This window comes from Corallococcus sicarius (genome assembly GCF_003611735.1).
In the GTDB taxonomy this organism is placed as follows: Bacteria; Myxococcota; Myxococcia; order Myxococcales; family Myxococcaceae; genus Corallococcus; species Corallococcus sicarius.
This window is the reverse complement of record NZ_RAWG01000117.1, coordinates 1-26,672: the sequence shown is the minus strand read 5'-3', so window position 1 is coordinate 26,672 and position 26,672 is coordinate 1. Positions and strand designations below refer to the sequence as shown.

Here is a 26,672-nt window from a genome sequence, read left to right as displayed (position 1 = left end):
CGCGGCGGGCGGGGTCTTGATCCTCGCCACCGCGGGGACTTCGCCCACCGTTTCGCCGTGCTGGCTCAGGTCCAGGCCCTCCTCCTCCTGCTCGGGGGTGACGCGCAGGGGGACCATGCGGTCCACGAGCTTGTAGAGGATCCACGAGCCCACGAAGGAGAAGACGGACACGAGGACGAGCGCCAGCATGTGCATCAGGAAGGTGCGCGTGGTGCCGTAGAGCAGGCCCACGTCCTTGGCGAGCACGCCGGTGAGCACCATGCCCACCACGCCGCCCAGGCCGTGGCAGGGGAAGACGTCCAGCGTGTCATCCAGCGCGGTGCGGCTCTTGAAGTGGACGGCGGCGTTGCTGACGAAGCTGGCGACGAGGCCCACGACGATGCTCTGCCCCACGGTGATGAAGCCCGCGGCGGGCGTGACGGCGACGAGCCCCACCACGGCGCCCACGCAGGCCCCCATGGCGCTGGGCTTGCGGCCGCGCAGCCAGTCGAAGGCGATCCACCCGAGCATGGCGGAGGCGGAGGCGGTGTTGGTGGTGGCGAAGGCGAGCGTGGCCAGCGACGAGGCGGACATCGCGGAGCCCGCGTTGAAGCCGAACCAGCCGAACCAGAGCATGCCGGTGCCGAGCATCACGAAGGGCACGTTGGCGGGAGCGTGCGTGGCGTGCGTCAGGTGCACCTGGCGGCGGCCCAGGACGAGCGCGCCGGCGAGCGCGGCGAAGCCTGCGGACATGTGGACGACGGTGCCGCCCGCGAAGTCGAGCACACCCCACTGGCGCAGGAAGCCCTCGGGGTGCCAGGTCCAGTGGGCGAGCGGCGCGTAGATGAAGACGCTGAAGAGCACCATGAAGAGCAGGTACGCCTTGAAGCGCACGCGCTCCGCGAACGCGCCGGTGATGAGCGCCGGGGTGATGATGGCGAACTTGAGCTGGAAGAGCGCGAAGAGCAGCAGCGGCACGGTGGGCGCGAGGTCCGGGTGCGTCTCACCGCCCACGCCGCTGAACATGAAGAAGGTGCGCGGGTCCCCGATGATGCCGTGGAAGCTGTCGCCGAAGCACAGGCTGAAGCCCACGACGACCCACAGCACGCTGATGACGGCCATGGCGATGAAGCTCTGCATCAGCGTGGAGACGACGTTCTTCAGCCGCACCATGCCGCCGTAGAAGAACGACAGGCCGGGCGTCATCAGCAGCACCAGCGCCGTGGCCGTGAGCAGCCAGGCCGTGTCCGCGGGGTTGATGGGACCGCCCTGCTTCACCTGTGCCGCCGGGGTCACCAGCAAGCCCGCCACCGCCACGCCCACCAGCAGGACCATCGCCATCCACTTCTGCATCGCCGCACCTCGCCAAGAGCTGACGCGATGCAGTGTAGATATCGGATGGGATAATTTCAATCGCCGCTGTGCTAATTTTACGGAGATTAAGAGCAAAGTGACGGCTGGAAGACCCAGAGTCGCAGCTATGAACGCTTTGGGGAGCAAGGACCGGGGGTCACTCCTCCGGCTCATCCTCCAGGTTCAGTTCCTCCATCAGGGGGGAGGCCATGAGCGTGAGCCGTCCTGGCAGCCGTACGACCAGGAAGCCCTTGCCGTCGATCCGGATGTGCATGCGGTGCTCGGCCTTGCCACTCTGGACCCAGGCATCAGCCTCGGCGCGCGTCGCGAAGTCCCGCTCGACCTTGATCTTGAAGTTCGGGTCGAGCATCTCGCGGTAGTAGGTCGCGAAGTCCTTCAGCTTGTCGATGTGCCGGACGTAGGTCAGGCAGAACGCCGCGAGTTGAAGGGCCTTCCACTCTCGCGACCCCTTCGCGTGACGCAGGGTCACGTCGCTCAGCACGGCGAGCACATCCTCCACGTCGACTTCCGGGTCCTTGCTCACGAACACGCCCTTTCCTTCAGATGGGGAGCAGCACCAGCAGGCCAGCGGGAGCCACGGCGAGCGTGAACGCCACGCCTGCGACGACGACCACGGTCCCCAGCGCCACCTCGGACTTGTGCTCCCGGAGCCAGTCCACTGCGACCGCCATGTTGGGGAATTGCAGCTCCCGTTTCGCGTCCTGCCGTTCCAGCGCTTTCTGCTCCTCGACACACTTCATGAACGCATCAAGGCATTGGCTCGTGCAAAGCCGGTGGTGGCTTTCCGAATGCTTCGGGAGATCCTCCACCGACGGCTTTCGCCTCCAACACTTCTGGAAGCATTGTTTCTGCACCTCGCCGCAATAGGCGTCCGCGCCAGAGCCGCCCGTACCCGGCCCCTCCGCGGTTCCAACGCCCGTCGCATCCTCGGAGACCACATAGGTCTTCCGCTCGGGACGCTGAGCGTGTCCACAGGCGGATGCCCCCAGCACCAGCGCGATGAGGAGCGCCACGGCTGCGTGTCGAGCGTCAGGACCCATGAGAGGAACTCGACCAGGGGACCTTGCGCATCAGCAAGTCACTACCTGCCTCTGTCAGGCACCGCTCAGTTCACCTGCGCCAGCGCTGCATCGACTTCCGCGTCCTCATTGTCCGGAGCATCGGCATTGAGGCCGGGGGCTGGACGGTGTCACTCGACGTGTTCACGACTTCTCAGCGGCAGTGGGGTCCTGTCTGGACACTCCTCCTGAAGTTCGGTGCTGTACCCAGGCTGAAAACCAGGACAACGGTATTGGCACAACCATCTCCAGGCCAGATGACTGCCTTGCGCCCTCTTCCCAACCAACCTGCAGGCATCAGGAGACTGAAGCACCAGGATACCTAGCTCCATCTCATTTCGCAGAACCTCATCCGTCTCTCGGGACAGGAGAGCCCGCAGAACAGGGATGGCTGCAGGATTGGCCGCGCGACTCAGATAGGCAACAACCTCCAGACGCACTTGTCCATCCGTCTCGTGCTGGAACCGCTCCCCCATTACCTCCAATGCCTCGGCCTGAGCACCTGGCTGCAAGGCCAGAATCCCTTCCTTCAGTGTCCAGAACGGCACCTTCACATCCGCCACCAACTCCCGCAAAAGAGGCAACGTCGAAGCCCCTCCCGTCGCGGCAATTCCCTCAACAGCCGCAGCGAGTTCGCGTTCCTCGGAGACATTGCGCGGGTGCCGCATGTCCACGATGACGCTTCGATACAGCGGGATGGCATCACGTCCATGCTGATGCACAAATCGCCTGACGGCTGATTCATCCGCGGTGTCGAGAAGATCCGGGGTCAGCGGCTCTCGTCGCAGCACGGCTTGGGCGAACTCGTCTCTCAGCGGATGCGGCGTCCGGCATCCCCCGCAGAGAGTCGTAATCCCCCAGAGCATCGCCAGGAACACCAGCGGCTCCAATCTCATGATCCCGCCTCTCCTTCCAGCCGCAAGTGCGTCGCGGCAACTCACTCATCCTTGTTGGGGAGGGTCCTGGGGCAGGCAGATTCCATGACCCGCTCCCGCGAACGGACCGCGCCCGCGCACCTGTAGACACATCCCCACCGACGAGACTCTTCCCGGAAGGTCTCTTGATAGACCCTGCACACACCGGGCTCCTCCAGCAGACCGATTGCCTTATCAACCTGCCTCGCGGTTTTCGCGTCTGATATCGTCGGTCGGATGTCCTTCAGGTAGGGAACCGCCTCGGGGAGCCCCAACTCCATCAAATCATCAACAGTCCGGGACTGGTCCTGAGGATCCCGTCGCTGTCGCAAGCGAGCAACGAGAATGCCCACCTTCTCACTGCCTGGCGCAAGCTTGACCAGACCGTCCAGGGCCGCTCGCGAAAGTCCAAATCCGGCCTTGTCGCTGGAGGCCAGCGCCTCGAGCGCCTCTCCCTTCCCCAGAAGAACCAGTCCATCCACGGCAGCCATGATCAAGGATGGGTTCTCATTCCCTCCGGACTTCGCAGCCTCCGCCACCAGTCTTTCGAAAAGAGGCACCGCGTTCTCGCCGTGTCTCTCAACGAAGGCTTGAAGGTGCTCACTGCCCGGCCTGTCCTCACCCAACGTCGTCTGGTCGGCCAGTACGGCACGCTCCAGCTCTATCTGTATTCGAGGCTGGATGTACTCAGGACATTTCCCGTTCGTGCTTCTCTCCCACCTGACGCCACTGGCACAAACATACTCGCAGACGGGCATTTCACCATCAGCCTCCTTTATCGCGCCATAACGAACACACTGCTCTGGATGGCGCAGCAGATAGGCATTTCGAATCATCTGCCCGCGAACCGACTCATCGGTTTCTCGCTTCGCGGCGGCGTCCAACACTTCGGCGGCCCGGGGGTCCTGGCTTGACAGAAGGTCATCCGCCAGCCGTGACCGTCCCGCCGAATACCCCTCCATCTCCAAGCGTTTCGTGAGCGCCCAGACCTTCTTTTCCGGGGCCAGCCTTCCGATCAAGTACACAGCCTGGCCAGCGACGCCAGACGTCGCAGCGGACTGAAACGCCACCCACTCCAGGAAGGGCAGGGAGCGCGTGTCGCCACTCGCGGCAACGCAGCGGAGCGCCATTTCAGCCGCGCGATGCGACTCTTCCCGGACGGGGTGCAGGTTCTTCTTCACCGCGTCCGTGCAAACGTCGTGTGCCTCGTCAGGATTCCGCCTGACGAAGGCCTCGACTGGATCAGGCTGCGCAGGAGCCAGGATGGGTTCATGGCTTCGCAGTCCCTCCCTCTCGACCATCGCGCCAAATTCATTCCGCACGCGCCCTTCCAGGCACGCGGTGACAGCAAGCGCCATGACAACAGCAACGCTCCTACCCCTTCGCTCGGACTTCTTCATGGAAGCGGAGAACGCTCGGGACACTCCTGCTTGAGATCCACAGCGTACCCTGGCTGAGAGCCAGGACAACGATAGTGACACCACCACCTCCACTCCGCCTGGATGCCTTGGTCCTTCTTCTCAAACAACCTGCAGACATCAGGAGACTGGAGCAGGAGGACACTCCACTCCATTTCACGTCGCACGAGTCCATCCGCCTCCCGAGACAAGGCATCACGAAGGACCGGAATCGCCCCAGGGTGGGACAGGTGGCCAAAGCAGGCAACGATCTCCAGGCGAAGGCGCTCATCCTTCTCACGCATCAATCGCGCCCCTACCGCCTTGAGAACCTCCCCCTGTTCGCCTGCCTTCAAGGCAGAGATACCGTCCTCCAGCGCCAGGAATGGCACCTCCAGGTCCGCCACCAATTCTCGTAGGAGAGGTATAGCTGCGGCTCCCTCTGTCCTGGCGACTCCCTCAACAGCCGCAGCGAGTTCGCGAGCCTCGCGGTGATTGCTCGGATGCCGCACCTCCGCGATGACACTTCGGTACAGCGGAACAGCATCTCTTCCATGCTGACTCACGAAGCGTCGGACTGCCTCTTCATCTCCGGTGTCGGGAAGGTCCGAAATGTCGATTCCACGCATCAGCACGGCCTGGGTGAACTCGTCTCTCAGCGGATGCGGCGTACGGCACCCCTCGCAGAGGGTCGCGAATCCCCAGAGCATCGCCAGGAGCACCAGCGACTCCAGTCTCATGATCCCGCCTCTCCTTCCAGCCGCAAGTGCATCTCCGGAGCGTCCTCCGTCACAAGTGCGCATGCCCTTGTCCTCGCCACGCGTCGCGCATCTGAACTCACGAACAGGCTCGGCTCAGTTCGCATCCTTGACAACGGAACTGCCGCCATCCGCCGGAAGGACCTGCGCATCGGCTGCACCCAGGCCCACTCCCTTTTTCCGTTTTTCCTGGGGCACAGCGATCACGTCCGCGCACTCCTCTTTGAATTCAGTGTAGTACCCCTGCCGAGGCCCAGAGCAGCGATAACCGCAGGACCACTTCCTGGCGAGTTCATCACCTAGAAACTGCTTTTGAATCCGCCGACAGGTTCCAGGGGATTGGAGCAGAAGAACACTCAATTCCATCTCTCCGCGCAGACTCGCATCTGGCTCTCGACTCGCAGCGTCCTGCAGGATTGGAATCGCAGCGGGATGGGCCGCCTTGAGCAGATAAGCAACAAGGTCCACTCGCTGCTGCACATCCGTCTCCCGCAGCAATCGTTCTCCCACAGCCTCGACAACCCCCTCTCGAGCACCTGCCTTCAAGCCGGCAAGGCCGTTCTGGATCGTCCAGAAAGGCACCTTTAAATCAACCACCAACTCTCGCAGGACGGGCAAGGCGGACGCCCCCTCTACTTCAACAATCCCTTCCACGGCCGCCAAAAGCTCAAGCTCTTCGGCAATGCCTTCCGGGTGCCTCACAGCCGAAATGACAGCCCGATACATCGGAACAGCATCGCGCCCATGCCGCCGTACGAACCCCTTGAAAGCCTCTTCATCCCCAGTGCCCGGAAGGTCCGCCGCCTGCGACTGCCGTCGCAGGACAACCTGAGAGAACTCGTCCTTGAGGGGGTGCTGCCTCTGACACCCCACACAAGAAGCCACAAGCCCCCAGAACGTTCCCAAACGCACCATCAGCACAACACCATTGCGCACACTGGCGGTCAACATTCGTCACCCTCAAAGACTGACGATCAATCACTCATCCTTGTTGGGAAGGGTCCTGGGGCAGGCAGCTTCCATGACCCGTTCCCGACCGCGAACCGCACCCGCGCACTGATAACGGCAGCTCCACAGCCGAGACGGCCCTCCCTGGGACTCGCTATAAAGATTGCAAACACCTGGATCACCTAACATGACGACAGCACTGTTTATATTTATCAATGTCCTCGCGTCCGAAATCCCTGCCCGCAACTCCTTCAAACAAGGGACGGCCTCGGTGCGCCCCAGTGTGATCAATGTACCAACAGCCCACTGCTGATCTTCCGGGTGCCGTCCCTCCCTCAAGCGAGCAATGAGCAAGCCTACCTTTTCGCTCTCGGGAGCGAGACCGACCAGGGCATTCAGCGCTATTTGCGAGAACAGGAGATCTGCCGTCTTGCTGGAAGCCAGCTTCTTGAGCACCCCCTGAGCACGTTTCCCCTGGAGAGCAACCAGTCCCCTCACAGCGGCGTTCACCTGATGCGCGTCATCACGCCATCCAGAATCCGCCGCCTCCACCACCAGCCTCTCGAAGAACGGCACGGCATCCTCACCGTACTTCTTCAGGAAGGCCTGGAAGTGCTCATCGACGGGTCTGTCCTCGCCAATTTCTTCCTGATCAGCCAGAACTGCTCGCTCCAACTCGACCCGCAGCCTGTCCTGCTCGACGGGTTTCGTCGTCCTGCAGGCGCCGAGCGCCATGACCAGGAACAAGCCCACCAGCGTTTGAGCGATGGAGCACTCCAACAAGACCCGCCTCCTCCCCGGACATGTCAACACTGGCGCCTTGGGTCCGGTCATGAAGTACATCCGCACCCCATTCGCGGTCCCAGCCTCGTCCAGCACACGGAGTGTGCCACGGCGGGCCTCTCAAACCGCGCGCGCGTGCATTGAGCGTGGAAGTCAGTTCACCTGCGCCAGCGCCGCATCGACTTCCGCGTCCTCGTTCTCCGGAGCGTCCTCCACCGCGTCCACGCCCTGCGGAATCCCGTCCACGTAGGTGACGACGTTGTTCGGCATCGAGGCCACGCGCGGGCCCGGCGTCACCACGCCCGTGAGGTTCAACGGATCCACTCCGGACAGCTGGATGCGCACGCCGGACGGAGCCGTGCGCCGCACCGCTCGCGCCGTGTCCACCGCTTCCGGCAGGGCGAACTGCTCCCCCACGAACCCGGACACGAAGCGCCCACCGCGCAGCTCTCCCCGCGCCTCCATGCGCCGGTAGACGAAGAGCAGCTCCCGCCACGTCGGCGCCAGGGACTCGCGCATCACCAGGTCGCGCCAGACGATGCCGTAGCGCTGGAGGAACAGCTTCGCCAGCGACTCCATCACCTCTTCCTGCGTCTTCGGCTCCGCGGGCGCCAGCAGGCTCCAGCGGCCCGGGCCTCCTCGCTGCAACAGCTTCTGCCGCTTGCGGTGCGCCGGGCTCTGCAGGATGCGCAGGTTCTGCACCGCGTCCGCCGTGACGAGCCCCTTTGCCACCAGCTCCCACAGCGCGTCCTCTACCTCCGCCGGCAACCGCCGCGCCCGCGTCACCAGGTCCTGGAAGAAGCACGCACCCCGCCGCTCCAGCACGCCCACCACGTCCTTCGCCGCCGCGCCCAGGTCCGGCGGCATCCACACGCCCCCGTCCGCCAACACCGCGTGCGGTCGCGCCGCCGCCAGCATCCACTCCAAATCCTCGCGCAGCGTGAACGTCAGCGGCGCGTTGCGCGTCGGTGACGACCGCTTCGCCACCACCGGCTCCGGCACCTCCGTCACCGGCGCACCCCGCCGGGGCCCCGCCGGCTTCGGCGGATCCTTCAGCGTCACCCTCCCCCACGCCACCTCGCCCGCGTAGCACGCGCGCTCCAGCAGGTCCGGCGTGTAGCCGCGCATGCGCGCCGGCAACAGGAAGCGCTCCCACGCGGAGGCCGGCGCCTCGTATCCCTGAAGCAGCCGCACCGCCTTCATCAGCCCCGTGGATCCACGCAGCGCGTCCAGGTCCTCCAGGTGGTGCCACCGGAAGAGGAAGCGCATGAAGTCCTGCGGGCTCAGCGGTTCAATCTCCCGACGCAGCCGCCCCACCGTCAGCCGGTGGATGCGCTGGAGCAGGCGCCGGTCACACCACTCCAACACCGGCGCGCCATCCTCGCCGGGAGACACCGGCACGTCGTCGCTCGCGCGGAACTGGCCGCGCAGCACGCTGCCCTGGCTCTCCAGCGCGTGCAGCGCGAAGTTGATGTCATCCGCGTCCAGCAGCGTCAGCCGCGCCAGCTCCGCCACCGTCGTGGGCCCCACCATCTCCATCCGGCCCCGCACCACCTGCAACACCGCCGCCTCACGCTCCACCGGCCGGTCGTGCGCCAGCACCGGCAACACCGGCTGCGTCTGCACGTCCGGGAAGAGCGCCCGCACCGCGTTGCCCCGCTCCGCCGACACCAGGAACCGCGCGCCCGGCCGCTCCAGCCACGCCACGCGCCCCTGGGTGAAGAGCCCCGCCTCCAGCCCTCGCGGCACCTCCGACGCCCGCACCAGCACCAGTTGCAAGAGCGCGTCGTGCAGCTCGTCCTCGTCGCGCATCGGCGGCGAAGCGTCCTCCACCACCTGCGCGATGGCGGCCCCATCCAGCGCGCCGAACGCCGCCGCATCCTCCGCCGGCAGCGCGCGGCGCAGGGCCACGTTGCGCACGCGGCGCTCCTCGGCCGGCGCGTCGTCCAGGAAGGTGTACGGCTGGCTGTTGATGAGCGCGTGCGCGAAGACGCTCGGCTCCGGCACGTCGCGGGCCACCAGCTCGATGCTCCCGTCGCGCATGCGCCGGAGCACCTCGCGCAGCCCGTCCACGTCCATCGCCTCGCGCAGACAGTCGTCCATCGTCTGCTTCACCAGCGGATGGTCCGGCAGCTCCACGTCCGCGCCGCCGTGGTTGTCCTGACAGCCCACCTGCGCGGGGAACACCGCCGCCAGCAGGTCCTCGCTGCGCGCACGCTGGAGGTTCGGCGCCACGCGCTTGCCCCCCATCATCCGGTGCAGCGTCAGCGCCCGCGTCGCCACCCACCGGAAGCGCGTGCCAAAAATCGGCGCCTGCAACACCGCCTGCACCAGCACCTCCTCCACGTTGTCCGGGTGCAGGAAGTCGAAGATGTCCGCCAACGGGAACGAGTGCTGCTCGCCCAGGCTCAAGAGGATGCCGTCCTCCGTGGCCGCCGCCTGCAACTCGAAGTCGAACGAGCGGCAGAAGCGCTTGCGCAGCGCCAGTCCCCACGCCCGGTTGATGCGGCTGCCGAACGGCGCGTGGATGATGAGCTGCATGCCGCCCGCCTCGTCGAAGAAGCGCTCCGCGACGATGCGCGTGTGACTGGGCACCACGTCGCCCAGCATCTTCCGCCCCAGCCGCAGGTAGCCCAGGAGCGCATCCACCGCCGGCGGCGGCACGCGCAACAGCTTCTCCAGGAAGCCCGCCGCGTCGTCGTGGCGCAGCAGCTCCTCGCGCAGCCTCCCCACCTGGAGGCTCAGCTCGTCCGTGCGTCCGGGCGCCTCACCGCGCCAGAAGGGCACGTTGGGCGGAGCGCCGCGCGCGTCCTCCACCATCACCGTGCTGCCCATGACGCGCTGGATGCGCCACGCGGTGCTGCCCAGCAGGAAGATGTCCCCCGGCGAGGACTCCACCGCGAAGTCCTCGTCCAGTGTCCCCACCACCTTGCCCTCCGGCTGCGCGGTGACGCTGAAGCTGAACGTGTCCGGGATGGCGCCCCCGTTCGTCAGCGCGGTGATGCGCACGCCCCGGCGCCCCTTGAGCTTCTGGTTCACCCGGTCGCGGTGCAGGTGGATGCTGGCCCGGCCCCGGCGCTCGGCCACGCCCTCGGACAGCATCTCCAGCACCTGCTGGTACTCCTCCCACGTCAGGTCCTGGTACGGGTACGCGCGCTGGAAGATGCTGAAGAGCGCCCGCTCGTCCCACTCCTCGCACGCGCACGCGGCGACAATCTGTTGCGCCAGCACGTCCAGCGGCTTCTTCGGGATGCGGACCGCGTCCAGGTCCCCCTCGCGCACGGCGTTGAGGAGCGCGACGCACTCCACCAATTCATCGCGCGTCATCGCGAAGAGGATGCCCTTGGAGATGCCCGCCTTGTGGTGACCCGCGCGGCCCACGCGCTGGAGCAGCACGGAGATGGCCTTCGTCGTGCCCAGCTGCACCACCAGGTCCACGTTGCCCACGTCGATGCCCAGCTCCAGCGACGCCGTGGCCACCATCACGCGCAGCTGGCCCGCCTTCAGCCGCTCCTCGGCGGACAGACGCATCTCCCGCGACATGCTGCCGTGGTGCGCGGCCACCCACTCCTGGCCCAGCCGTTCGCCCAGGTCGTGCGCCACGCGCTCCGACATCTTGCGCGTGTTGACGAAGATGAGCGTGGTGCGGTGCTCGCCCGCGAGTTGCACCAGCCGGTCATAGACCTGGCCCCACATCTCGTGGCTCGCGATGGAGGACAGCTCCGCGTCCGGGATCTCCACCTTCAGGTCCCACGGCCGCTGGTGGCCCACCTCCACGCGCCGGCACTCGGTGAGCGACGCGCCGGTGAGGAAGCCGGAGATGGCGTCCAGCGGCTTCTGCGTCGCGGACAGGCCCAGCATCTGGGGCCGCACCTCCGTGAGGGCCTTCAGGCGCTCCATGGACAGCGCGAAGTGGCTGCCGCGCTTGTCGCGGGCGAGCGCGTGGATTTCGTCCACGATGACCGTGCGCACGTTGCGCAGGGTGGCGCGCGCGCGCTCGGCGGTCAGGTAGAGGTACAGCGACTCCGGCGTGGTGATGAGGATGTGCGGCGGACGGCGCACCATCTGCGCTCGCTCGGACGCAGGCGTGTCCCCGGTGCGCACCTGCACGCGCAGGTGCTGCGGCGAGAAGCCCTCCGCGCGCGCCATCGCCATCAGCTCCTCCAGCGGCTGGAGGAGGTTCTTCTGCACGTCGTTGCCCAGCGCCTTCAGGGGCGACACGTAGAGGACCTGGGTGTGGTCCGGCAGCGTGCCCTCCAGCGCCCGGCGGAACAGCGAGTCCAGCGCGGCGAGGAACGCCGTCAGCGTCTTGCCGCTGCCGGTGGGCGCGGCGATGAGCACGTCGTGGCCCGCGTGGATGAGCGGCCAGCCCTCCACCTGCGGACGGGTGGGCTCCCCCAGGCGGGAAGCGAACCAGCGCCGCACCACCGGATGGAAGGCGGCAAGCGCCGGATGCGCCGCATACTCCGACGCGAAATCGAGATGGATTTGAGGGGACATGGCGGGCTCCCAGCAAGCCAGCCTGAACACAGGTACAGCGCGCCGTCAACGTGCGCCCGGTCCCCCCACGGGGAAGAACGGCCACGCCAAAGCGGTACCACGGCGTTAGAACCCCGCCAGACCCACCGTACCCACCGTCCCACCAAGAGGAGCCGCACCATGAGCTGGGAAGAGGACCTGCAAGGCCGGGCGGTACCGCCCTCGCTGGAGACACTCATCGTCCCCCGCGTCCGCGACCTGGGGGACGGCTTCACCGTGCGCCGCGCCCTGCCCTCCGCGCGCCGCCGCATGGTGGGCCCCTTCATCTTCCTGGATCAGATGGGCCCCGCGGACTTCGACCCGGGCCGCGGCCTGGACGTGCGGCCCCACCCGCACATCGGCCTGTCCACCGTCACCTACCTCTTTGAAGGCGAAATCCTCCACCGCGACTCGCTGGGCGTCGTGCAGTCCATCCGCCCCGGCGCCGTGAACTGGATGACCGCCGGCCAGGGCATCGTCCACTCGGAGCGCACCGGCCCGGACACGCGCTCCGCCGGTGGCCGCCTGTTCGGCATCCAGGCGTGGCTCGCCCTCCCCAAGCAGCACGAGGAGACCGCCCCCGCCTTCGTCCACCACCCCCACGACTCGATGCCCGTCGTCGAGGGAGACGGCGTGCGCCTGCACGTCATCGCGGGCGAGATGCACGGCGGCAAATCCCCCGTGCGCACCCACTCCGCCCTCTTCTACGCGGACGCGCGCCTGGACAAGGGAGCACGCCTCAAGCTCCCCGCGGAGCACGAGGAGCGCGGCCTGTACCTGGTCGAGGGCTCCGTGGAGGTGGAGGGCACGCGCTTCCAGCCCGGTGAGCTGCTGGTGTTCAAGCCGGGGAGCGAAATCGTGCTCAGCGCCGGGGACGCCCCCGCGCGGATGATGCTGCTGGGCGGCGAGCCCATGGACGGCCCGCGCTACCTGTTCTGGAACTTCGTGTCGTCCTCCCAGGAGCGCCTGGAGGCCGCCAAGAAGGACTGGAAGGAGGGCCGCTTCGCCCAGGTGCCCCAGGAGACGGAGTTCATCCCCCTGCCCCCGGACGACCCGCCGGCACCCGTGCGCTACCCGTAGCTGTCAGCCGAACAGCCGGCGGACCGTGGCGCCCGTGCCCGCGGGCCGCTGCGCCTTGCCCTGCACCCACGTCAGCCGGTAGGTGGCCGCCGTGCCGTCGAAGGCGATGGGCTTCACCTCCAGCGTGCCCGCGCCCGACGCGCGCAGCGTCTCCTGCAGGAAGCCGGAGGCGAAGTAGGGGTTGTCCGCCAGCACGTCCTTCACCCACAGGGTGGCGGCGTTCCGGGACAGCTCCTCCACGCGCACTTCGTTGAAGTTGTTGCCCGCGCGCAGGTTGTACGGCACGCGCTCCAGGGTCTTCTCCGGCCCCAGGTGCGTGACCAACTGCATGCTCGCCCGCCCCACGGCCGTCTGCTGGAAGCCCTGCAGGTAGCGCGCGCCCAGCTCCGTGTAGGCCACCTCCGCCGGCTGGCCCGGGAACACGTCCCGCGCCGCCACGTCCAGGAAGGAGCGCCACTGGTCCAGCGAGTAGTTGTGGCGCAGGGGCTGGGACAGGTCCAACCCCGCCGCCTTCAGGCGCTGGCGCCCGTCACGCGTCAGGTGCGGCCCCAGGGTACGCACGAAGAGGGCTTCCACGCTCTGGGCGAAGATTCGCTTTTCGGTTGGGACCATGCCCCCACGGTGGGGATGCCCCTGCGCATCCGGAAGGGACGCCGCAACACATCCGTCCACCAGTGGTCACTTCCCTCAGCCGCGAGGGAGGCGCACCGTGAAGGTCGTTCCCCGCGTCTCGGTGGAGGACACCTGCACGGACCCGCCGTGTGCCCGGACGATCTGCTCGGTGATGTAGAGCCCCAGCCCCAGGCCCGCGGACACGCCCTGCTCCCGGTCGCTGCGGCCGGCGCGACGCCATGCGGCGAAGAGGTGGGGGAGCTGCTCCGGGGGGATGGGCGTGCCCAGGTTGTGCACCCGCAGCACGGCCTCCTGCTCCAGCCCCTCCGCGCTCAAGCGCACGGGGGACTCCGGCGGGCTGAACTTGAGCGCGTTGGACACCAGGTTGCCCACCACCTGCTCCAGCCGGTCCGCGTCCCACGCCCCGCGCCCGTCGCCGCGCACGTCCAGCATCACCTCGCGGTGGGGGTGGCTGGCGCGCGACTCCTCCACCGCGCCGCGCACCACGTCGAACAGGTCGCACCGCGAGCGCACCACCGGCAGCCCCGCGCCCAACCGCGCGCGGGCGAAGTCCAAGAGCTGGCGGATCATCCGCTCCATGCGGTCCGCGCTGGTGAGGATGCGCTCGGTGAAGACCTTCTGGCGGTCCGTCATCTCCCCCTGCCGCTGCAGCTGCTGCGCGGACATGGACAGGGCGTTGAGGGGGTTGCGCAGGTCGTGGCCGAGGATGCCCAGGAACTGCTCGCGGAAGTCCTCCGCGTTGCGCAGCTCCGTGATGTCCCGGCCGGTGGCGATGACGGCCTCCACCGCGCCCGTGGGGCCGGCGGCGGGGGACATGGTGTATTCAAAGTGGCGCGGGCCGTGGTCCGAGGACAGGGTGACCTGACCGCGCTGCACCTGGCCCGTGCGCCGCGCCGCCTCCAGCGCCTTCGCGTAGGGCTCCAGCTGCGGGTCCTGCTGGCGCAGCGCGTCCATGCTCCTGCCCGGGACGTGTACGTGGTGCGAGCCGCGCGACGCGGCCACCGCTTGATTGGCGAAGATGAGCAGGCCATCGCCGTCATAGAGCGCGATGGGGTCCGCCGCCGCGGACATGGCCAGGTCCAGCAGCCGGCGCTGCTGCTGCACCTGGTCGGAGAGGACGCGCACCTCACGCTCCGCACGGCGCAGGCGCAACAGCGCGTGCACCTGGGCCACCAGCTCCTCCGGATCCACCGGCGCGACGAGGTACGCGTCCGCGCCGTGCTCCAGCCCCTGCGCCCGGTCCGCCGCGCCCACCGCCTGCGCGGACAGGTGCAGCACCAGCGCGTTGCGCGTGCGCGGCGAGGCCTTCAGCCGCCGGCACACCTCCAGCCCGCTCATGTCCGGCAGCCGGACATCCAGGATGACGAGGTCGGTGCTCTCGTTCGCGAGCGTCAGCGTCTCACTCCCCGTGCCCGCCTCCAGCACCTGGAAGCCGGCCAGGGAGAGGACGCGGGAGGTGACGTAGCGGCTGGCCAGGTCGTCGTTGACGTTCAGGATGATGGGCGCTGGAGATGGCATGCGTGCGGAAGCTGGCCTTCCTTCGTAATGGCTGGCCCGCGACCCGCCAAGTGTCCTGCATATGAGAATGTCGGTTTCAGGAGGAGTGGACGGTCGGACGAGGGCCCACGCACGCTCGCTCGCCAACAGGGGTGGCTCCCTGGCTCCCACGCCGGCGCGTTTCGCGGTAGGGATGAACCCATGCGCGCTCCCTGTCGCCCGCTCCCCGCTGATGGTCGCTTCCTCCAGGCCGTGGGCCCCACCCCGCTCGTCCCCGTGCGGCTGGACCCGGAAGGTCCGACCGTCTGGTGCAAACTGGAATTCCTCAATCCCAGTGGGTCCACCAAGGACCGCATCGCGCGGTACATGCTGGAGAAGGCGTGGCGGCTGGGGGACCTCTCCCCGGGCGGCGACGTGGTGGAGGCGTCCAGCGGCTCCACGAGCATCGCGATGGCGCTGGCGAGCGCGCAGATGGGGTGCCGCTTCACGGCGGTGATGCCGGAGGGCGTGACGGAGGAGCGGCTCATCGCCATCCGCGCGTACGGCGGCGAGGTGGAGCTGGTGCCGCGCTCGGAGGGCATCCGGGGCGCCATCGCGCGGGCGGCGGCGCTGGCGGTGGAGCGCGGCGGCTACGCGCCCCGCCAGTTCGAGAACCCGGACAACGCGGAGGCGCACCGGGTGTGGACGGGGCAGGAGATCCTCGCGCAGATTCCGGGCGGGCTGGTGCACGGCGTGGTGAGCGGCGTGGGCACGGGCGGCACCATCGTGGGGCTGTACCAGGCGTTCGCGGAGGCCGGCTGTCCGGTGACGGCCTTCATCGCGCGGCCCATCTCCGGGCTGGGCTGCGACATCGAGTGTTGCAGCTTCAGCGCGCGCGTGCCGGGCGTGGTGGACGGGCTGTCCAAGCTGTACCGCGAGGCGGACCTGCCGGGGCGCGTGGAGCTGGACGTGTCGGACGACCTGGCCATGCGCACGGCCCGCGCGCTCATCCGCCGCGGCTTCCCGGTGGGCCCGTCCTCCGGGCTCAACTACGCGGCGGCGGTGGAGGCGGCGAAGCGGCTGGGCCCGCAGGCCCAGGTGGTGACGGTGTTCCCCGACCGCATGGAGCGCTACTTCTCCACGGAGCTCATCCTGCCCCGGCCCGGCGCGGCGGCCCCGAAGGCCTGAAGTGAGCGGCGGGCAGCGGCTCGACGTCTTGACCGCGCGTTCGCGAGGACCTTGCCCACGGTCCATCGGGTGTCGAGCTTTTCCCTGCACGGACGCGTGACGCTTCACGCGCCCGTGGAGAGGGGCAAGCCTCCTCGAGAGGAGCCAGTCACCATGGACAAGGCCATTCTCCGGACATTGAACGAGCCCACCCTGCTGCTCCTCGCGGAGACCCGGCCGACGGCGCTCCGGACGCTCGACGAGGACGCGCTCTGCGACCTGCACACGCGCATCCGCCAGCAGCGCAACAAGCACACGAAGCTCTACCGCCGCAAGTCCAGTGCCCAGGTCGCGAGGAGCGGCTCTCGCGGCGTCGCCCGCCCGAAGCACCCGCGCACCGCCGCGAAGGCGGAGCTGTACGAAGACGCCCTGGCGCGCGTCAGCGCGGCGCTGGCGAAGGCGGCCCGCGGCAGTGCGGTCCAGTTGCGCGCCGAGCGGCTCCGGGAGGCCCACGCGCCCTCCAACCCCCTCCCCCAGCGGAGCGGCGGCCGGGGCGCGCCCGGAGCCCGCTTCAGCCCTCCGAAGCAGCCGGCCCACCGCAATCCCCGGACGCCCATCACGCGCAAGCGGCATGCGGCCACCCGTGCCGCGGGTGCGCGCCGCCAGGCCCGACGCGACAACCGCCCATAGCCGGGCGTCCGTCCCACTTCGGGTCAGGTGCTCGGCGGAGAGCAGCTCGATGACCTGCTCTCGCGTCAGCAGACCGGAGGAGACCCTGGCTCAGAATCCCCAGGGCAGTCCCAGCACCTGCCAGGCCGCCAGGAGCAGGGGCCACAGGACGAAGAGCGCCACGACGTAGGGCAGCATCAAGGCCACCACGGTGCCCACGCCCGCGCCCTTCTGATACTTCTGGGCGAAGGTCACGATCAGCGCGAAGTATGCGTTCAAGGGCGAGACGGAGTTCATCGGAGAGTCGCCCACGCGGTAGGCGGCCAGCACCGCGGCGGGATCGACATTGAGCCGCATCAACAACGGGACGAAGACCGGGGCGAAGATGGCCCACTTCGGAATCGCGCCCGTCATGATGAGGTCCAGGATGGCGACGACCAGGACGAACCCGAGCAGCAACGGAAGCGCCCCCAGACCCGCGTGCTCCAGGGCATCTCCCACCTTCACGGCCGCGAGCGTCGCCATGTTGCTGTAGGTGAAGAAGGCAATGAACTGGCTGATGATGAACAACAGGAAGATCAGCCCCGCCAGACTGGCGACTGCCTTCTCCATCGCGCTGATGACATCGACCGTGCTCTTGATGGTTCCAGCACCGATGCCATAGGCCACCCCCGCCACCAGGAAGAGCAACGTGACGGCGACGATGAGGCCGCTCATGAACGGAGAGTCTCCGATGAGGTCTCCCGTCTCCGGATTGCGCAGCGGCGCTCCGGCGGGCACCGTCAGGAGGGCGAAGACCACCAGGAGCGCGAGCACACCCCAGGTCGCGAACTTCAGCCCGCGCGACTCCGCGGCAGAGGGGCTCCCCCCCGCCTCCGCGGGCAACTCTCCGGTGTACTTCCCCAGGCGCGGCTCGACCAGCCTCTCGGTGATGAGTGTCACCACGACGGTCAGCAGCAGGACCGAGGCGACGGAGAACCAGAAGTTCGCCGTCAAGTCGATGGAGAGCGCCGGATTGAGGATGTGGATGGCGTCGTTGGTGATGCCCGTCAGGATTCCGTCCAGCGGCTTGATGAGGATGTTCACGCTGAAGACGGAGGCCACGCCAGCGAAGGAGGCGGCCAGCCCCGCGATGGGATGTCTGCCAATGCTCAAGAAGGCCGTCGCAGCCAGGGGAATCAACACCAGGTAGCCGGCATCGGCGGCGACGCTCGACAGGATGCCGACGAACACGAGGATGTACGTGAGGGCCTTGCGCGGGGCGACCATCACCAGCTTGCGAATCAACGCGGAGACCAGGCCCGACGATTCGGCGACACCGACGCCCAGCATGGCCACGATGATGACGCCCACGGCGGTGAAGCTCATGAAGTTTTCAATGACGCCGGCGAACATGAAGCGGAGTCCTTCGCCCGTCAGCAGACTGCGCGCGGCGGTGGTCGTCTGCTCCAGCGCGTGTGTCTCCGGGTTGATGGCCTGATAGGTGACCGAGGCGCCCATCAGATAGAAGACGTGGGAGAGCACCATCACGATGAGGATGAGCGCGACGAAGATGACCGCCGGGTGGGGCACCTTGTTGCCCACCCGCTCGATGGTGTCGAGCACCCTCGCCATGCCCTTCTTCTTCTCTGCCTTCTTCGGCGGAACCCACCGCCTGTCCATGGTATCGGTCATCTGGCTTTTCCCCTGCCTCGAATAGCGATTACGAGTCCGCAAGACTCCGCATGCCAGGGACTGCCGCCAAGACGGTTCCGGGTGCTGGGGGTGTAGGGTTTACGGACAGTCAGTGCATGGTTTCGCGCAACTCCAGGAGGAGCGAGTCAGCCTCTTCCGTGCTGACGATGCCGGTGCGGGGGTACTCCAGGTCCACGACGACGTGGATGGCCGAGGAGACCACCAGGGCGAAGAGCAACCGGTAGGGCCAGTTGCGGCCCTCTCCCTGCGCCGTCGTCAAGCCCACGAGCAGGGCCCCGACCACGGCGAGCCCGAGCATGAAGAGGAACGCGGGGGAGGTGATGTGCGTTCGCACGGCGAGCGTCCGCTTCGCCGCGACCTCCGCCATCAGGCGCACCGGAGGAAGCAGCAGCACCTCCTTGTCTGGAGCGACCTTCGTGATGGTCACCATCCGCGCCCAGATCTGCTTCTGGAGGAGGGCGGCCCTGGCGCGGTGCGCTTCGAAGGCCTCCACCCGGGGGAGCGCGTGATGGGCCTGGATGCGCTCGTCCAGGTAGCGCCGGAGCAGCTCGCGCAGCGGCGGCTGGGCCTCCTCCTGCACCACGTCCGCGAGGAACCACACACTGCTGATGGCGTTGGCCTCGTCGACCACCAGGTTCCGATGCACTTCCAGGCGCCTTCCCGCCTCGGAGTAGGAGAAGGCCAGGATGAGGCCCATCAAGGAGAAGACGACGCTGGAGACCGCGGTGACCGAGCGAAGTTGGGTGGAGGGGGAGGAGAATCTCCGTCTGCGCGCGATGCGGTAGGCCAGTTCGATGGCCAGCAGCAGGGTCACGAAGAGCACCAGCTCCAGGGCCAGCACCAGGAGCGTGGTGACCGTCCAGTCCTTCATCGAGGTCCCGTGTCGGGTTTCGAGATGAACAGGCTCAAGCCCATCCGCTGGGCCAGGAACTTCGCGACGAGCTGCCCCTTGATGCTGTTCCCGGCGGAGTCGAGCAGCGGGGCGAAGGTGCCCAACCCACCCTTCCCCGGTGCGACGGCGACGATGCCACCACCGATGCCACTCTTGCCCGGCATCCCCACGTCGTAGAGCCAGTCTCCGGAGGTTTCGTACATCCCCGCCGTGGCCATCACCGCGAGCGCGTGGTGGCAGACCTCCTCGTCGACGACCCGCTTCCCGGTGAGCGGGTTGACGCCTCCGTCCGCCAGGGTCGCCCCCATCACGGCGAGCTGCCGGGCCGTCACCGCCAGCGAACACTGGCGGGTGTAGAGCTCCGTCGTCTGGACCGGATCCGTGTCCAGGCGGCCCAGACCGTGCAGCAGCCAGGCGAGCCCCTGGTTGCGGTGGTGGGTCTTCGACGCGGAGGCATACACCTCTTCGTCGAGCGCGAGCCGGCTGCCGGCGAAGAGGGACAACCCCTCATGGATGAACCGCCACCTGGCCTCTGGACTGGCGCCTGGAACGAGGCTCGTCGTCGCCAGCGCTCCCGTGTTCACCATGGGGTTCGTCCGTCCGTCCGGGCTCTGGTCGACTGCCATGGCCGAATTGAACGGCAGGCCGGTGCCATTGACCCCCAGCTTGCGCCGGGCCACCTCCGGGCCCAGGGCCTGGCAGACCAGGGCGAAGAGGAATGGCTTTGAGACGCTCATGATGGCGAACGGATGGTCCACGTCTCCCACCCCGTGGCTGCTGCCATTGATGCCAGCCACACACGCGCCGAAGAGCTGGGGCTTCACCCTCGCCAGCGCGGGATAGACCTGGGAGCACTGTCCGTCCGTGTTTCCTTTGTGGCGTTGGTATGCCTCATCCAGCAGCTCCCGGACCCGCTCCGAAGAGGGGAGCTGACCGGTGGAGATGAAGGGGGCCTCGCCTGGGGTGTCCATTCGTGGCGGCTCGCTGTCTCTTGGAAGGGGGAGAAAACCTGGGTCCCCCTCCGGTGTCTGTCAATGCAGGTCGGGTGCAGCACAGCGCCACCGACCGTGGGACCGGTTGATGATGACTGCGCCCACCGTCAGCTTCCGCGGCGCGTGGGCACGCCCCGCTCCTCACCTCTCTGGGGTACCCATGTCCCTCTCGCTTCCGCTTCTGCTTGCCGTGCTGGCCCAGGCTCCGGATCCAATTCCTCAACAGGAGGAGAAACCCGACCCATGGACAGGCTCCGCGGCGCTCTCGTTCATGCTGCTCGCCGGAAACAGCAGGGCTCTGTCATTGACCGCGAATGGCCTGGCCGAGTACCGCACGAAGGTCTGGGTTGCGACCTTCATGGTGGATGGCGTCCTGGATACCGCCGACTCCGGCGAGGATGACGACAGCAGCGAGGACGTCGTGGCGGAGGCGCTCTCGGTGTCCGTTCGCGGTGAGCGGCGCTTCACCCCGTTGCTTGGCGTCTACGCACTCGCCGACGCGAAGACCGACCATCTGTCCAGCGTCGAGTTGCGCCTGGATGGGGAGGCAGGCATCGCGTTCACCCTGCTCGAGCGCGACACGAAGTACGCAGAGCAGCAGCTGCTGCGCGTGGATCTGGGCCTGCACTACTCGAACGAGGCGCGGTTCCAGTATTTCGAGGACGAGCAGGATCTCCCCAACGTGGACCTGCTCGCTCCAGGCGCGAGGTTGACCCTCTACTACCCCCTCAACGAGAGGGTGAAGTTCACCCAGTACCTGGAGGTCTTCCCGAACATCCTGGGGGATGCCCGCCTCCTCCTCGAATCCACCAGCAAGTTCTCGACGTACATCACGCACCGGCTGGCGCTCAGCACGAACCTCGTGGTGGGGGTCGACACAGCGCCCGCCGCAGGGAAGGCCGTCGCGGACCTGGCCCTGACCCTGGGCGCTGAGTTCGAGTTCTAGAAATCCGCGAACTCAGTGGCGGGTTTCCCCTGGGGCACTGAACGCGAGGAGGAACTCGATGAGCAGGCGCGTGCCGTAGCCGGTCGCGCCCTTGGAGCGCCACGACTTGTCGGTTTCGACCCTCGAGGTTCCAGCCATGTCGATGTGCGCCCAGGGGATGCCGGCGACGAACTCCTCCAGGAAGAGGGCCGCGGTGATCTGACCCGCGTTCACCCCACCGACGTTCTTGAGGTCCGCGACCTCTGAGTCGAGTTCCTTGCGCAGGCGCCTGTCGAGCGGGAACTGCCACACCGTCTCGTCGGACTTCTCCGCCGCCGCACGCACCTGGTCCACCACCCCCTGATGGTTGCCGATGACGCCCGCGTTGTCGTTGCCAAGGGCCCGCTCGCAGGCCCCGGTGAGCGTGGCGATGTCGAGGATGGCGTCGGGCGGCGGCTGCTCCTCCGTCGCCAGGACCAGGCCGTCCATCATGACCAGCCGGCCTTCGGCGTCGGTGTTCAGGACCTCGATGGTCTTGCCGCCCCGGGCCGTCAGGACGTCGCCGAGCCGCATCGCCTTGCCCCCCGGCATGTTGTCGGTGCACATGAGATACCCCGTGACCGAGGACCTGGCGCCGAGCGAGGACAGTGCCGACATGGCGGCCAGGATGGCCGCGGCGCCGGACATGTCTGTCTTCATCGCGGCGTGGACCAGGTCGTTTGGCTTCAGACCGAGTCCTCCCGAGTCGTACATGATGCCCTTGCCGACCAGCGAGACGCGGCCGACGGGCACGATGGGCTGCCCTCGGGCGTCCTTCGGCTGGTAGGAGAGCTTGATGAGTCGCGGAGGCTCGGAGCTCCCCGCGTTCACGCCGAGCATGCCGCCGCAGCCGAGCTTGGACAGGGCCTTCTCGTCGAAGACCTCGATGTCCAGACCCGAATCGGCCGCCACGACGCGAGCAATCTCTTCAAGGCGGCGGGCGGTGAGCAGCGTCGCCGGTGCGTTGGAGAGGTCGCGGGCGAGCTCGGCGGCCCGGGCGGTCACCCGGCCGCGTGCGACGCCGCGCTTCACCTCTTCCAGCGGAAGTGACGACGACAGGAGGGTGAGGGCTTCGAGCGGCGGCTCCTGCTGGGACGTGCGCTTGAGGGGGCGATAGCGGTAGCGCGCCAGGAGGACTCCCTCGACGACCGCCTGCGCCGCGACGTCGGGCGCGATGCCGCCGAGGTCCGGCAGGGTGACGACGAGGTGGGCGTAGTGGCCTCCCGCCCGGGCGAAGGCGGCGGCGGCGTGCCGGAGGGAAGCCACGTCGCGCTCACCCTTGGCTCCAATGCCTACCACCACGAGCGCAGGGCCGGCCGCGCGTGGGATGACGAGGGCCTGACCGACCTTGCCCTCGAAGCCGGCGGCCGCGAGCTGGGTCCGATCCAGCCCGACCTCCCGAGGCACCTCACCCTCGACCCCGACGGGGATGCCGATGCTGCCAGCCCCCTTGGGGAGGGATTGCGAGACGTGGAGCTGGGTCGCCTCGATTTCGTCCACCGAAGGGGCGGGATGGAAATCAGACACGGCTTCTGCGTGAAACGTTGGAAAAGTCATGGATTCGTCCTCAGGTGCCGCGCCAGGCCGGCACTCATTTTCGACCTCGCGAAAATGTATTCACCGGAGGATCAGCGCCAAGACGGGACGCTGGAGCGGCGAGCCCTTCTTCGACTGGCTGCGCATGGACAATGCCCGGTTCAAGACCCGCGCATCGTCCGGCTGTCTGGCATTGGGACTACGTGCGCATGCGCACGCGCGTCTCGTGCACCGTGTCCGGGAGCGGCGCGGTCCGCTCGCGCTCCTGGGCGCGCATGAGGCGCAGGATGCTGGGCCCCAGCACGTCGATTTCGGTGGAGGCGTAGGACTCCGTGCCGAAGCGGCGGATGGAGTCCGTCTGCTTCGCGAGGATGCGCGCGTCCTGCCCGAAGATGTGCAGGCCCACCGGCAGCACGAACGGCAGCGCGGCCTTGAGCAGCAGGCGCGGCACCGGCAGCTTGAACGTCACCACCGCGTACACGAGCGTGTCCCAGTCCCCCACGGGCGTCATCGCGGAGGTGACCAGGATGTGGCTCCGCTCGCCGATGCGGTACTCCACCTGCGCGATGGACGGCATCAGGAAGCGGTCGAAGTGCTGCACCACGCCGCCGCCCGGCGCGAGCAGCCTCCCGACGAGCCCCTTCGGCGCGGGTTCGCCCAGGTACTCCGCCTCCACCTGATCCACGCCCCGGCGCACCACGACGTCAATCTCGTTGCGCTTCTCCGCGGTGCGGAACAGGCCGCCATGGAGGAAGGCCGTGTGCGGCACGTCCAGCGTGTTCTCCAGCACCGCGTGCAGCGAGCCCGGCGCGCGCAGCACCCGGCGCACGGTGGTGTAGTCGCCCGCGTCCAGCAGCGGGAAGCGGAAGGGCTCCGTGGTGGGCTCCACCCCGGGCGTGGAGTAGACCCAGACGAAGCCGTCCTGCTCGCGCGCCGCGTAGGCGGTGGCGCAGCGCGACTTCGCCTCCGGTTCGCCCACGAGGCCGGGGATGAGCCGGCACTGGCCGCCCGGGTCGAAGCGCCAGCCGTGGTAGCCGCACTCGAGCTGCCCGCCCTGCACGCGCCCCAGGGACAGCGGCACGTTGCGGTGCGGGCACCGGTCCACCAGCGCGCCGGGCTTGCCTCCCTCCCCCCGGAACAGCACCAGGGGCGTGCCCTGGAGCGTGCGCGCGAGCGGCTTGTCGCCCAGCTCGCGTGACGTGCAGAGGATGAACCACGAGTGCGGCAGTTTGACGACGGAGATGTGGCTGCTGGGCGCACCGGCGGTGCGCCCCTCCTCGCGGGCGTTCATGGCCCCACTCTAATGGGCCCGGGCCCGCGTGCACGCCCCCCTTGCGCCGGGCAGGTCGGCGGCGCGACGGGCGGGCGACAGTCTCAGGGCCCTCCTCAGGGCTTCAGGCGGCGCAACCGCAGGGCGTTGGCGATGACGGACACCGAGGAGAGGCTCATGGCCGCGCTCGCGAACAGGGGGCTCAGGAGCAGGCCGAAGACGGGGTACAGCACGCCCGCGGCCAGGGGCACCCCCAGCAGGTTGTAGATGAAGGCGAAGAAGAGGTTCTGGCGGATGTTGCGCAGCACGCCCCGGCTCAGCCGGCGCGCCCGCGCGATGCCCCGCAGGTCCCCCTTCACCAGCGTCACGCCCGCGCTCTCCATCGCGATGTCCGTGCCCGTCCCCATCGCGATGCCCACATCCGCCCGCGCGAGCGCCGGGGCGTCGTTCACCCCGTCGCCCGCCATCGCCACCACGCGCCCCTCGGCCTGGAGCTGCTTCACCGCGTCGCCCTTCGCGTCCGGCTGCACTCCGGCGATGACGTCGGTGATGCCCAGCCTGCGCGCCACCGCGTGCGCCGTCGTGGGGCTGTCGCCGGTGAGCATCACCACGCGCAGGCCCTCGGCCCTCAAGAGCGCCAGGGCCTCCGGCGTGGAGTCCTTCACCGGGTCCTCCACCCCCAGCAGGCCCGCGGGCCGGCCGTCCACCGACACCAGCACCACCGTCTGCCCCTCTTCCCGCAGCGCCTCGGCCCGCTTCGTCAGCGCCTCCACCTCCACGCCCAGCGCCTGCATCAGCGCCGCGTTGCCCAGCGCGACGTCGTGCCCGTCCACGCGTCCGCGCACGCCCTGGCCCGGCTGCGACTGGAAGCCCTCCACGCCCCCCAGGGTGATGCCCCGCTCGCGCGCGCCCGCGACCACGGCCGCCGCCAGCGGGTGCTCGCTGCCGCGCTCCAGGCTCGCGGCCTGGCGCAGGAGGACGGTGGCGTCCACGCCCGGTGACGGCTCCACCGACACGAGCCGCGGCTTGCCCTCCGTGAGCGTGCCCGTCTTGTCCACCACCAGCGTGTCCACCGCGGCCATCCGCTCCAGCGCCGCCGCGTCGCGGATGAGCACGCCCATGCGCGCCCCCTGCCCCGTCCCCACCATCACGGACATGGGCGTGGCCAGTCCCAGCGCGCACGGGCAGGCGATGATCAGCACCGCCACCGCGTTCACCAGCGCGTGCGCGAGCCGGGGCTCCGGGCCCCACACCGCCCACACCGCCGCCGTCACCACCGCGACGGCGATGACCGCGGGCACGAAGACTCCGGCCACCCGGTCCGCGAGCCGCTGGATGGGGGCGCGGGTGCGCTGGGCCTCGGCGACGCGCTGGACGATGCGGGCGAGCAGCGTGTCCCTGCCCACGCGCTCCGCGCGCATCACCAGCGTTCCGGTGCCGTTCACCGTGCCGCCCGTCACCTTCGCGCCCGGGCCCTTCTCCACCGGCACCGGCTCTCCGGTGACGAGCGCTTCGTCCACCGCGCTCGCGCCCTCCAGCACCTCGCCGTCCACCGGCACCTTCTCACCGGGGCGCACGCGCAGCCGCTGGCCCACGTGCACCTGCGACAGCGGCACGTCCTCCTCGTGGCCGTCGTCCCCGATGCGCCGCGCGGTGGCGGGGGCGAGGGACAAGAGGGCGCGCAGGGCGCCGGACGTCGCGTGCCGTGCCCGCAGCTCCAGCACCTGCCCCAGCGCCACCAGCGTGAGGATGATGGCCGCCGCCTCGTAGTACACGGGCGCGGTGCCTCCGTGGCCCGTGCGCGCGCCCTCGGGCAGCAGGTGCGGGAACAGCGTGGCGACGACGCTGAACAGGTACGCCGCGCCCGCGCCCAGCGCGATGAGCGTGAACATGTTCAGGTGCCGGTTGCGCACCGAGGCCCAACCCCGCTGGAAGAACGGCGCGCCCACCCAGAGCACCACGGGCGTCGCCAGCGCGAGCTGCGCCCACAGCAGCGCCGCCGGGGACAGCGCGTGCAGCAGGGACTGACCCGGCAGCATGTCCGCCATGCCCAGGACCATCAGCGGCGCGCTCAACACGAGCCCCACCCAGAACCGCCGCGTCATCGAGCGCAGCTCTGGATCCGGCTTCTGCTCCACCGTCACCGTGCGCGGCTCCAGCGCCATGCCGCACTTCGGGCAGGTGCCCGGCCCGTCGCGCACCACCTCCGGGTGCATGGGGCAGGTGTACTCGACGCGCGTCTCCAGGACGGGCGGTGACTCGGGCTCCAGCGCCATGCCGCACTTCGGGCAGGCGCCCGGCGTGTCCTGGCGCACCTCCGGGTCCATGGGGCACACGTAGACGGCGCCCGCATTGGGAGCCGGCGGGGAGGCCTGGGGACGGAGGAAGCGCTCGGGGTCCGCCTGGAAGCGCAGGCGGCACTTCTCCCCGCAGAAGGACCAGGTGTGTCCGTCGTGCGCCCACTGGCCTCCTCGCGGCGCGCGCGGGTCCACCGTCATGCCGCACACGGGGTCGATGGCAGGCTCCCCGCCCTCCAGGGAAGGCGGCGGTCGGGGCGAAGGCGGGGCAG

The 26,672-nt window shown here is 68.5% G+C and carries 21 protein-coding genes; 4 read left to right on the top strand and 17 right to left on the bottom strand.

From position 1 onward, the window contains the following. The 9 genes from D7X12_RS19405 to D7X12_RS19370 all read right to left on the bottom strand — a co-directional run. Positions 1–1,332 (bottom strand): ammonium transporter (locus D7X12_RS19405; RefSeq protein ID WP_147443727.1); only part of this gene is annotated, 1,332 nt, incomplete at its 3' end. 157 nt (positions 1,333–1,489) lie between these two features. After that, on the bottom strand, positions 1,490–1,876 hold the full coding sequence (locus D7X12_RS19400; RefSeq protein ID WP_120626768.1) for a hypothetical protein: 387 nt from the start codon (positions 1,874–1,876) through the stop codon (positions 1,490–1,492). Between the two features lie 16 nt (positions 1,877–1,892). Next, on the bottom strand, positions 1,893–2,366 hold the full coding sequence (locus D7X12_RS19395; RefSeq protein WP_244224649.1) for a hypothetical protein: 474 nt from the start codon (positions 2,364–2,366) through the stop codon (positions 1,893–1,895). A 176-nt stretch (positions 2,367–2,542) separates the two neighbouring features. Next, positions 2,543–3,307, bottom strand: a complete 765-nt coding sequence (locus tag D7X12_RS42495) for a HEAT repeat domain-containing protein (protein WP_147443726.1) — start codon at positions 3,305–3,307, stop codon at positions 2,543–2,545. 41 nt (positions 3,308–3,348) lie between these two features. Continuing rightward, positions 3,349–4,725: a hypothetical protein gene (locus D7X12_RS19390; protein ID WP_147443725.1), complete on the bottom strand. Its 1,377-nt coding sequence runs from the start codon at positions 4,723–4,725 to the stop codon at positions 3,349–3,351. After that, positions 4,722–5,462, bottom strand: a complete 741-nt coding sequence (locus D7X12_RS42490) for a HEAT repeat domain-containing protein (RefSeq protein WP_147443724.1) — start codon at positions 5,460–5,462, stop codon at positions 4,722–4,724. Before D7X12_RS42490 ends, D7X12_RS19390 begins: the two co-directional genes overlap by 4 nt. Before the next feature lie 114 nt (positions 5,463–5,576). Then, on the bottom strand, positions 5,577–6,431 hold the full coding sequence (locus D7X12_RS42485; protein WP_147443723.1) for a hypothetical protein: 855 nt from the start codon (positions 6,429–6,431) through the stop codon (positions 5,577–5,579). Between the two features lie 27 nt (positions 6,432–6,458). Then, positions 6,459–7,211: a hypothetical protein gene (locus D7X12_RS19375; RefSeq protein ID WP_147443722.1), complete on the bottom strand. Its 753-nt coding sequence runs from the start codon at positions 7,209–7,211 to the stop codon at positions 6,459–6,461. Positions 7,212–7,364: 153 nt separating this feature from the next. Further along, complete coding sequence (locus D7X12_RS19370; protein WP_208719147.1) at positions 7,365–11,711, bottom strand: DEAD/DEAH box helicase; 4,347 nt, start codon at positions 11,709–11,711, stop codon at positions 7,365–7,367. A 159-nt stretch (positions 11,712–11,870) separates the two neighbouring features. Here D7X12_RS19370 and D7X12_RS19365 point away from each other — a divergent pair, with 159 nt between their 5' ends. Further along, positions 11,871–12,809, top strand: a complete 939-nt coding sequence (locus tag D7X12_RS19365) for a pirin family protein (protein WP_120626759.1) — start codon at positions 11,871–11,873, stop codon at positions 12,807–12,809. A 3-nt stretch (positions 12,810–12,812) separates the two neighbouring features. Here D7X12_RS19365 and D7X12_RS19360 read toward each other — a convergent pair whose 3' ends face one another. Both D7X12_RS19360 and D7X12_RS19355 read right to left on the bottom strand, forming a co-directional pair. Then, a complete protein-coding gene (locus tag D7X12_RS19360) occupies positions 12,813–13,421 on the bottom strand; it encodes a DUF2378 family protein (RefSeq protein ID WP_120626758.1) in 609 nt (202 codons plus the stop codon). Positions 13,422–13,496: 75 nt separating this feature from the next. Next, positions 13,497–14,960: a sensor histidine kinase gene (locus tag D7X12_RS19355; protein ID WP_120626757.1), complete on the bottom strand. Its 1,464-nt coding sequence runs from the start codon at positions 14,958–14,960 to the stop codon at positions 13,497–13,499. Between the two features lie 180 nt (positions 14,961–15,140). Here D7X12_RS19355 and D7X12_RS19350 point away from each other — a divergent pair, with 180 nt between their 5' ends. Next, positions 15,141–16,106, top strand: coding sequence for a PLP-dependent cysteine synthase family protein (locus D7X12_RS19350; RefSeq protein ID WP_120626756.1), 966 nt, complete (start codon positions 15,141–15,143; stop codon positions 16,104–16,106). Positions 16,107–16,259: 153 nt separating this feature from the next. Next, complete coding sequence (locus D7X12_RS19345) at positions 16,260–16,775, top strand: hypothetical protein (RefSeq protein ID WP_120626755.1); 516 nt, start codon at positions 16,260–16,262, stop codon at positions 16,773–16,775. A 90-nt stretch (positions 16,776–16,865) separates the two neighbouring features. Here the strand turns inward: D7X12_RS19345 and D7X12_RS19340 are convergent, their stop codons facing one another. The 3 genes from D7X12_RS19340 to glsA all read right to left on the bottom strand — a co-directional run bounded on the left by D7X12_RS19340 (position 16,866) and on the right by glsA (position 20,312). Next, positions 16,866–18,428 (bottom strand): AbgT family transporter, encoded by a 1,563-nt coding sequence (locus D7X12_RS19340; RefSeq protein ID WP_208719145.1) that lies wholly within the window; start codon positions 18,426–18,428, stop codon positions 16,866–16,868. A 109-nt stretch (positions 18,429–18,537) separates the two neighbouring features. Next, complete coding sequence (locus D7X12_RS19335; RefSeq protein WP_120626754.1) at positions 18,538–19,320, bottom strand: bestrophin-like domain; 783 nt, start codon at positions 19,318–19,320, stop codon at positions 18,538–18,540. Next, entirely contained in the window at positions 19,317–20,312 is a 996-nt protein-coding gene (gene glsA, locus D7X12_RS19330; RefSeq protein WP_120626753.1) for a glutaminase A, read from the bottom strand. Before glsA ends, D7X12_RS19335 begins: the two co-directional genes overlap by 4 nt. Between glsA and D7X12_RS19325 the strand changes: the two genes are divergently transcribed. Beyond that, the gene (locus D7X12_RS19325; RefSeq protein WP_120626766.1) at positions 20,284–21,279 is read left to right on the top strand and encodes a DUF481 domain-containing protein; all 996 of its coding nucleotides are present in this window, start codon (positions 20,284–20,286) and stop codon (positions 21,277–21,279) included. The genes glsA and D7X12_RS19325 overlap by 29 nt on opposite strands. 12 nt (positions 21,280–21,291) lie before the next feature. Here the strand turns inward: D7X12_RS19325 and D7X12_RS19320 are convergent, their stop codons facing one another. The 3 genes from D7X12_RS19320 to D7X12_RS19310 form a co-directional block, all read right to left on the bottom strand. After that, positions 21,292–22,824, bottom strand: a complete 1,533-nt coding sequence (locus D7X12_RS19320; RefSeq protein WP_244224647.1) for a leucyl aminopeptidase — start codon at positions 22,822–22,824, stop codon at positions 21,292–21,294. A gap of 208 nt (positions 22,825–23,032) precedes the next feature. After that, positions 23,033–24,124: a Rieske 2Fe-2S domain-containing protein gene (locus D7X12_RS19315; protein ID WP_120626751.1), complete on the bottom strand. Its 1,092-nt coding sequence runs from the start codon at positions 24,122–24,124 to the stop codon at positions 23,033–23,035. Between the two features lie 95 nt (positions 24,125–24,219). Continuing rightward, a partial coding sequence (locus tag D7X12_RS19310; RefSeq protein ID WP_439329380.1) for a heavy metal translocating P-type ATPase occupies positions 24,220–26,672 on the bottom strand: 2,453 nt, incomplete at its 5' end.

What these genes read in the sequence shown, in the direction of transcription:
- D7X12_RS19350 (WP_120626756.1), top strand. Translation starts at nt 15,141, where the DNA reads ATGCGCGCTCCCTGTCGCCCGCTCCCCGCTGATGGTCGCTTCCTCCAG.
- D7X12_RS19315 (WP_120626751.1), bottom strand. Translation starts at nt 24,124, where the DNA reads ATGAACGCCCGCGAGGAGGGGCGCACCGCCGGTGCGCCCAGCAGCCAC.
- D7X12_RS19390 (WP_147443725.1), bottom strand. Translation starts at nt 4,725, where the DNA reads ATGAAGAAGTCCGAGCGAAGGGGTAGGAGCGTTGCTGTTGTCATGGCG.
- D7X12_RS19340 (WP_208719145.1), bottom strand. Translation starts at nt 18,428, where the DNA reads ATGACCGATACCATGGACAGGCGGTGGGTTCCGCCGAAGAAGGCAGAG.
- D7X12_RS42495 (WP_147443726.1), bottom strand. Translation starts at nt 3,307, where the DNA reads ATGAGATTGGAGCCGCTGGTGTTCCTGGCGATGCTCTGGGGGATTACG.
- D7X12_RS19365 (WP_120626759.1), top strand. Translation starts at nt 11,871, where the DNA reads ATGAGCTGGGAAGAGGACCTGCAAGGCCGGGCGGTACCGCCCTCGCTG.
- D7X12_RS19325 (WP_120626766.1), top strand. Translation starts at nt 20,284, where the DNA reads ATGAAGGGGGCCTCGCCTGGGGTGTCCATTCGTGGCGGCTCGCTGTCT.
- D7X12_RS42490 (WP_147443724.1), bottom strand. Translation starts at nt 5,462, where the DNA reads ATGAGACTGGAGTCGCTGGTGCTCCTGGCGATGCTCTGGGGATTCGCG.
- D7X12_RS19335 (WP_120626754.1), bottom strand. Translation starts at nt 19,320, where the DNA reads ATGAAGGACTGGACGGTCACCACGCTCCTGGTGCTGGCCCTGGAGCTG.
- D7X12_RS19355 (WP_120626757.1), bottom strand. Translation starts at nt 14,960, where the DNA reads ATGCCATCTCCAGCGCCCATCATCCTGAACGTCAACGACGACCTGGCC.
- D7X12_RS19370 (WP_208719147.1), bottom strand. Translation starts at nt 11,711, where the DNA reads ATGTCCCCTCAAATCCATCTCGATTTCGCGTCGGAGTATGCGGCGCAT.
- glsA (WP_120626753.1), bottom strand. Translation starts at nt 20,312, where the DNA reads ATGGACACCCCAGGCGAGGCCCCCTTCATCTCCACCGGTCAGCTCCCC.
- D7X12_RS19345 (WP_120626755.1), top strand. Translation starts at nt 16,260, where the DNA reads ATGGACAAGGCCATTCTCCGGACATTGAACGAGCCCACCCTGCTGCTC.
- D7X12_RS42485 (WP_147443723.1), bottom strand. Translation starts at nt 6,431, where the DNA reads ATGTTGACCGCCAGTGTGCGCAATGGTGTTGTGCTGATGGTGCGTTTG.
- D7X12_RS19360 (WP_120626758.1), bottom strand. Translation starts at nt 13,421, where the DNA reads ATGGTCCCAACCGAAAAGCGAATCTTCGCCCAGAGCGTGGAAGCCCTC.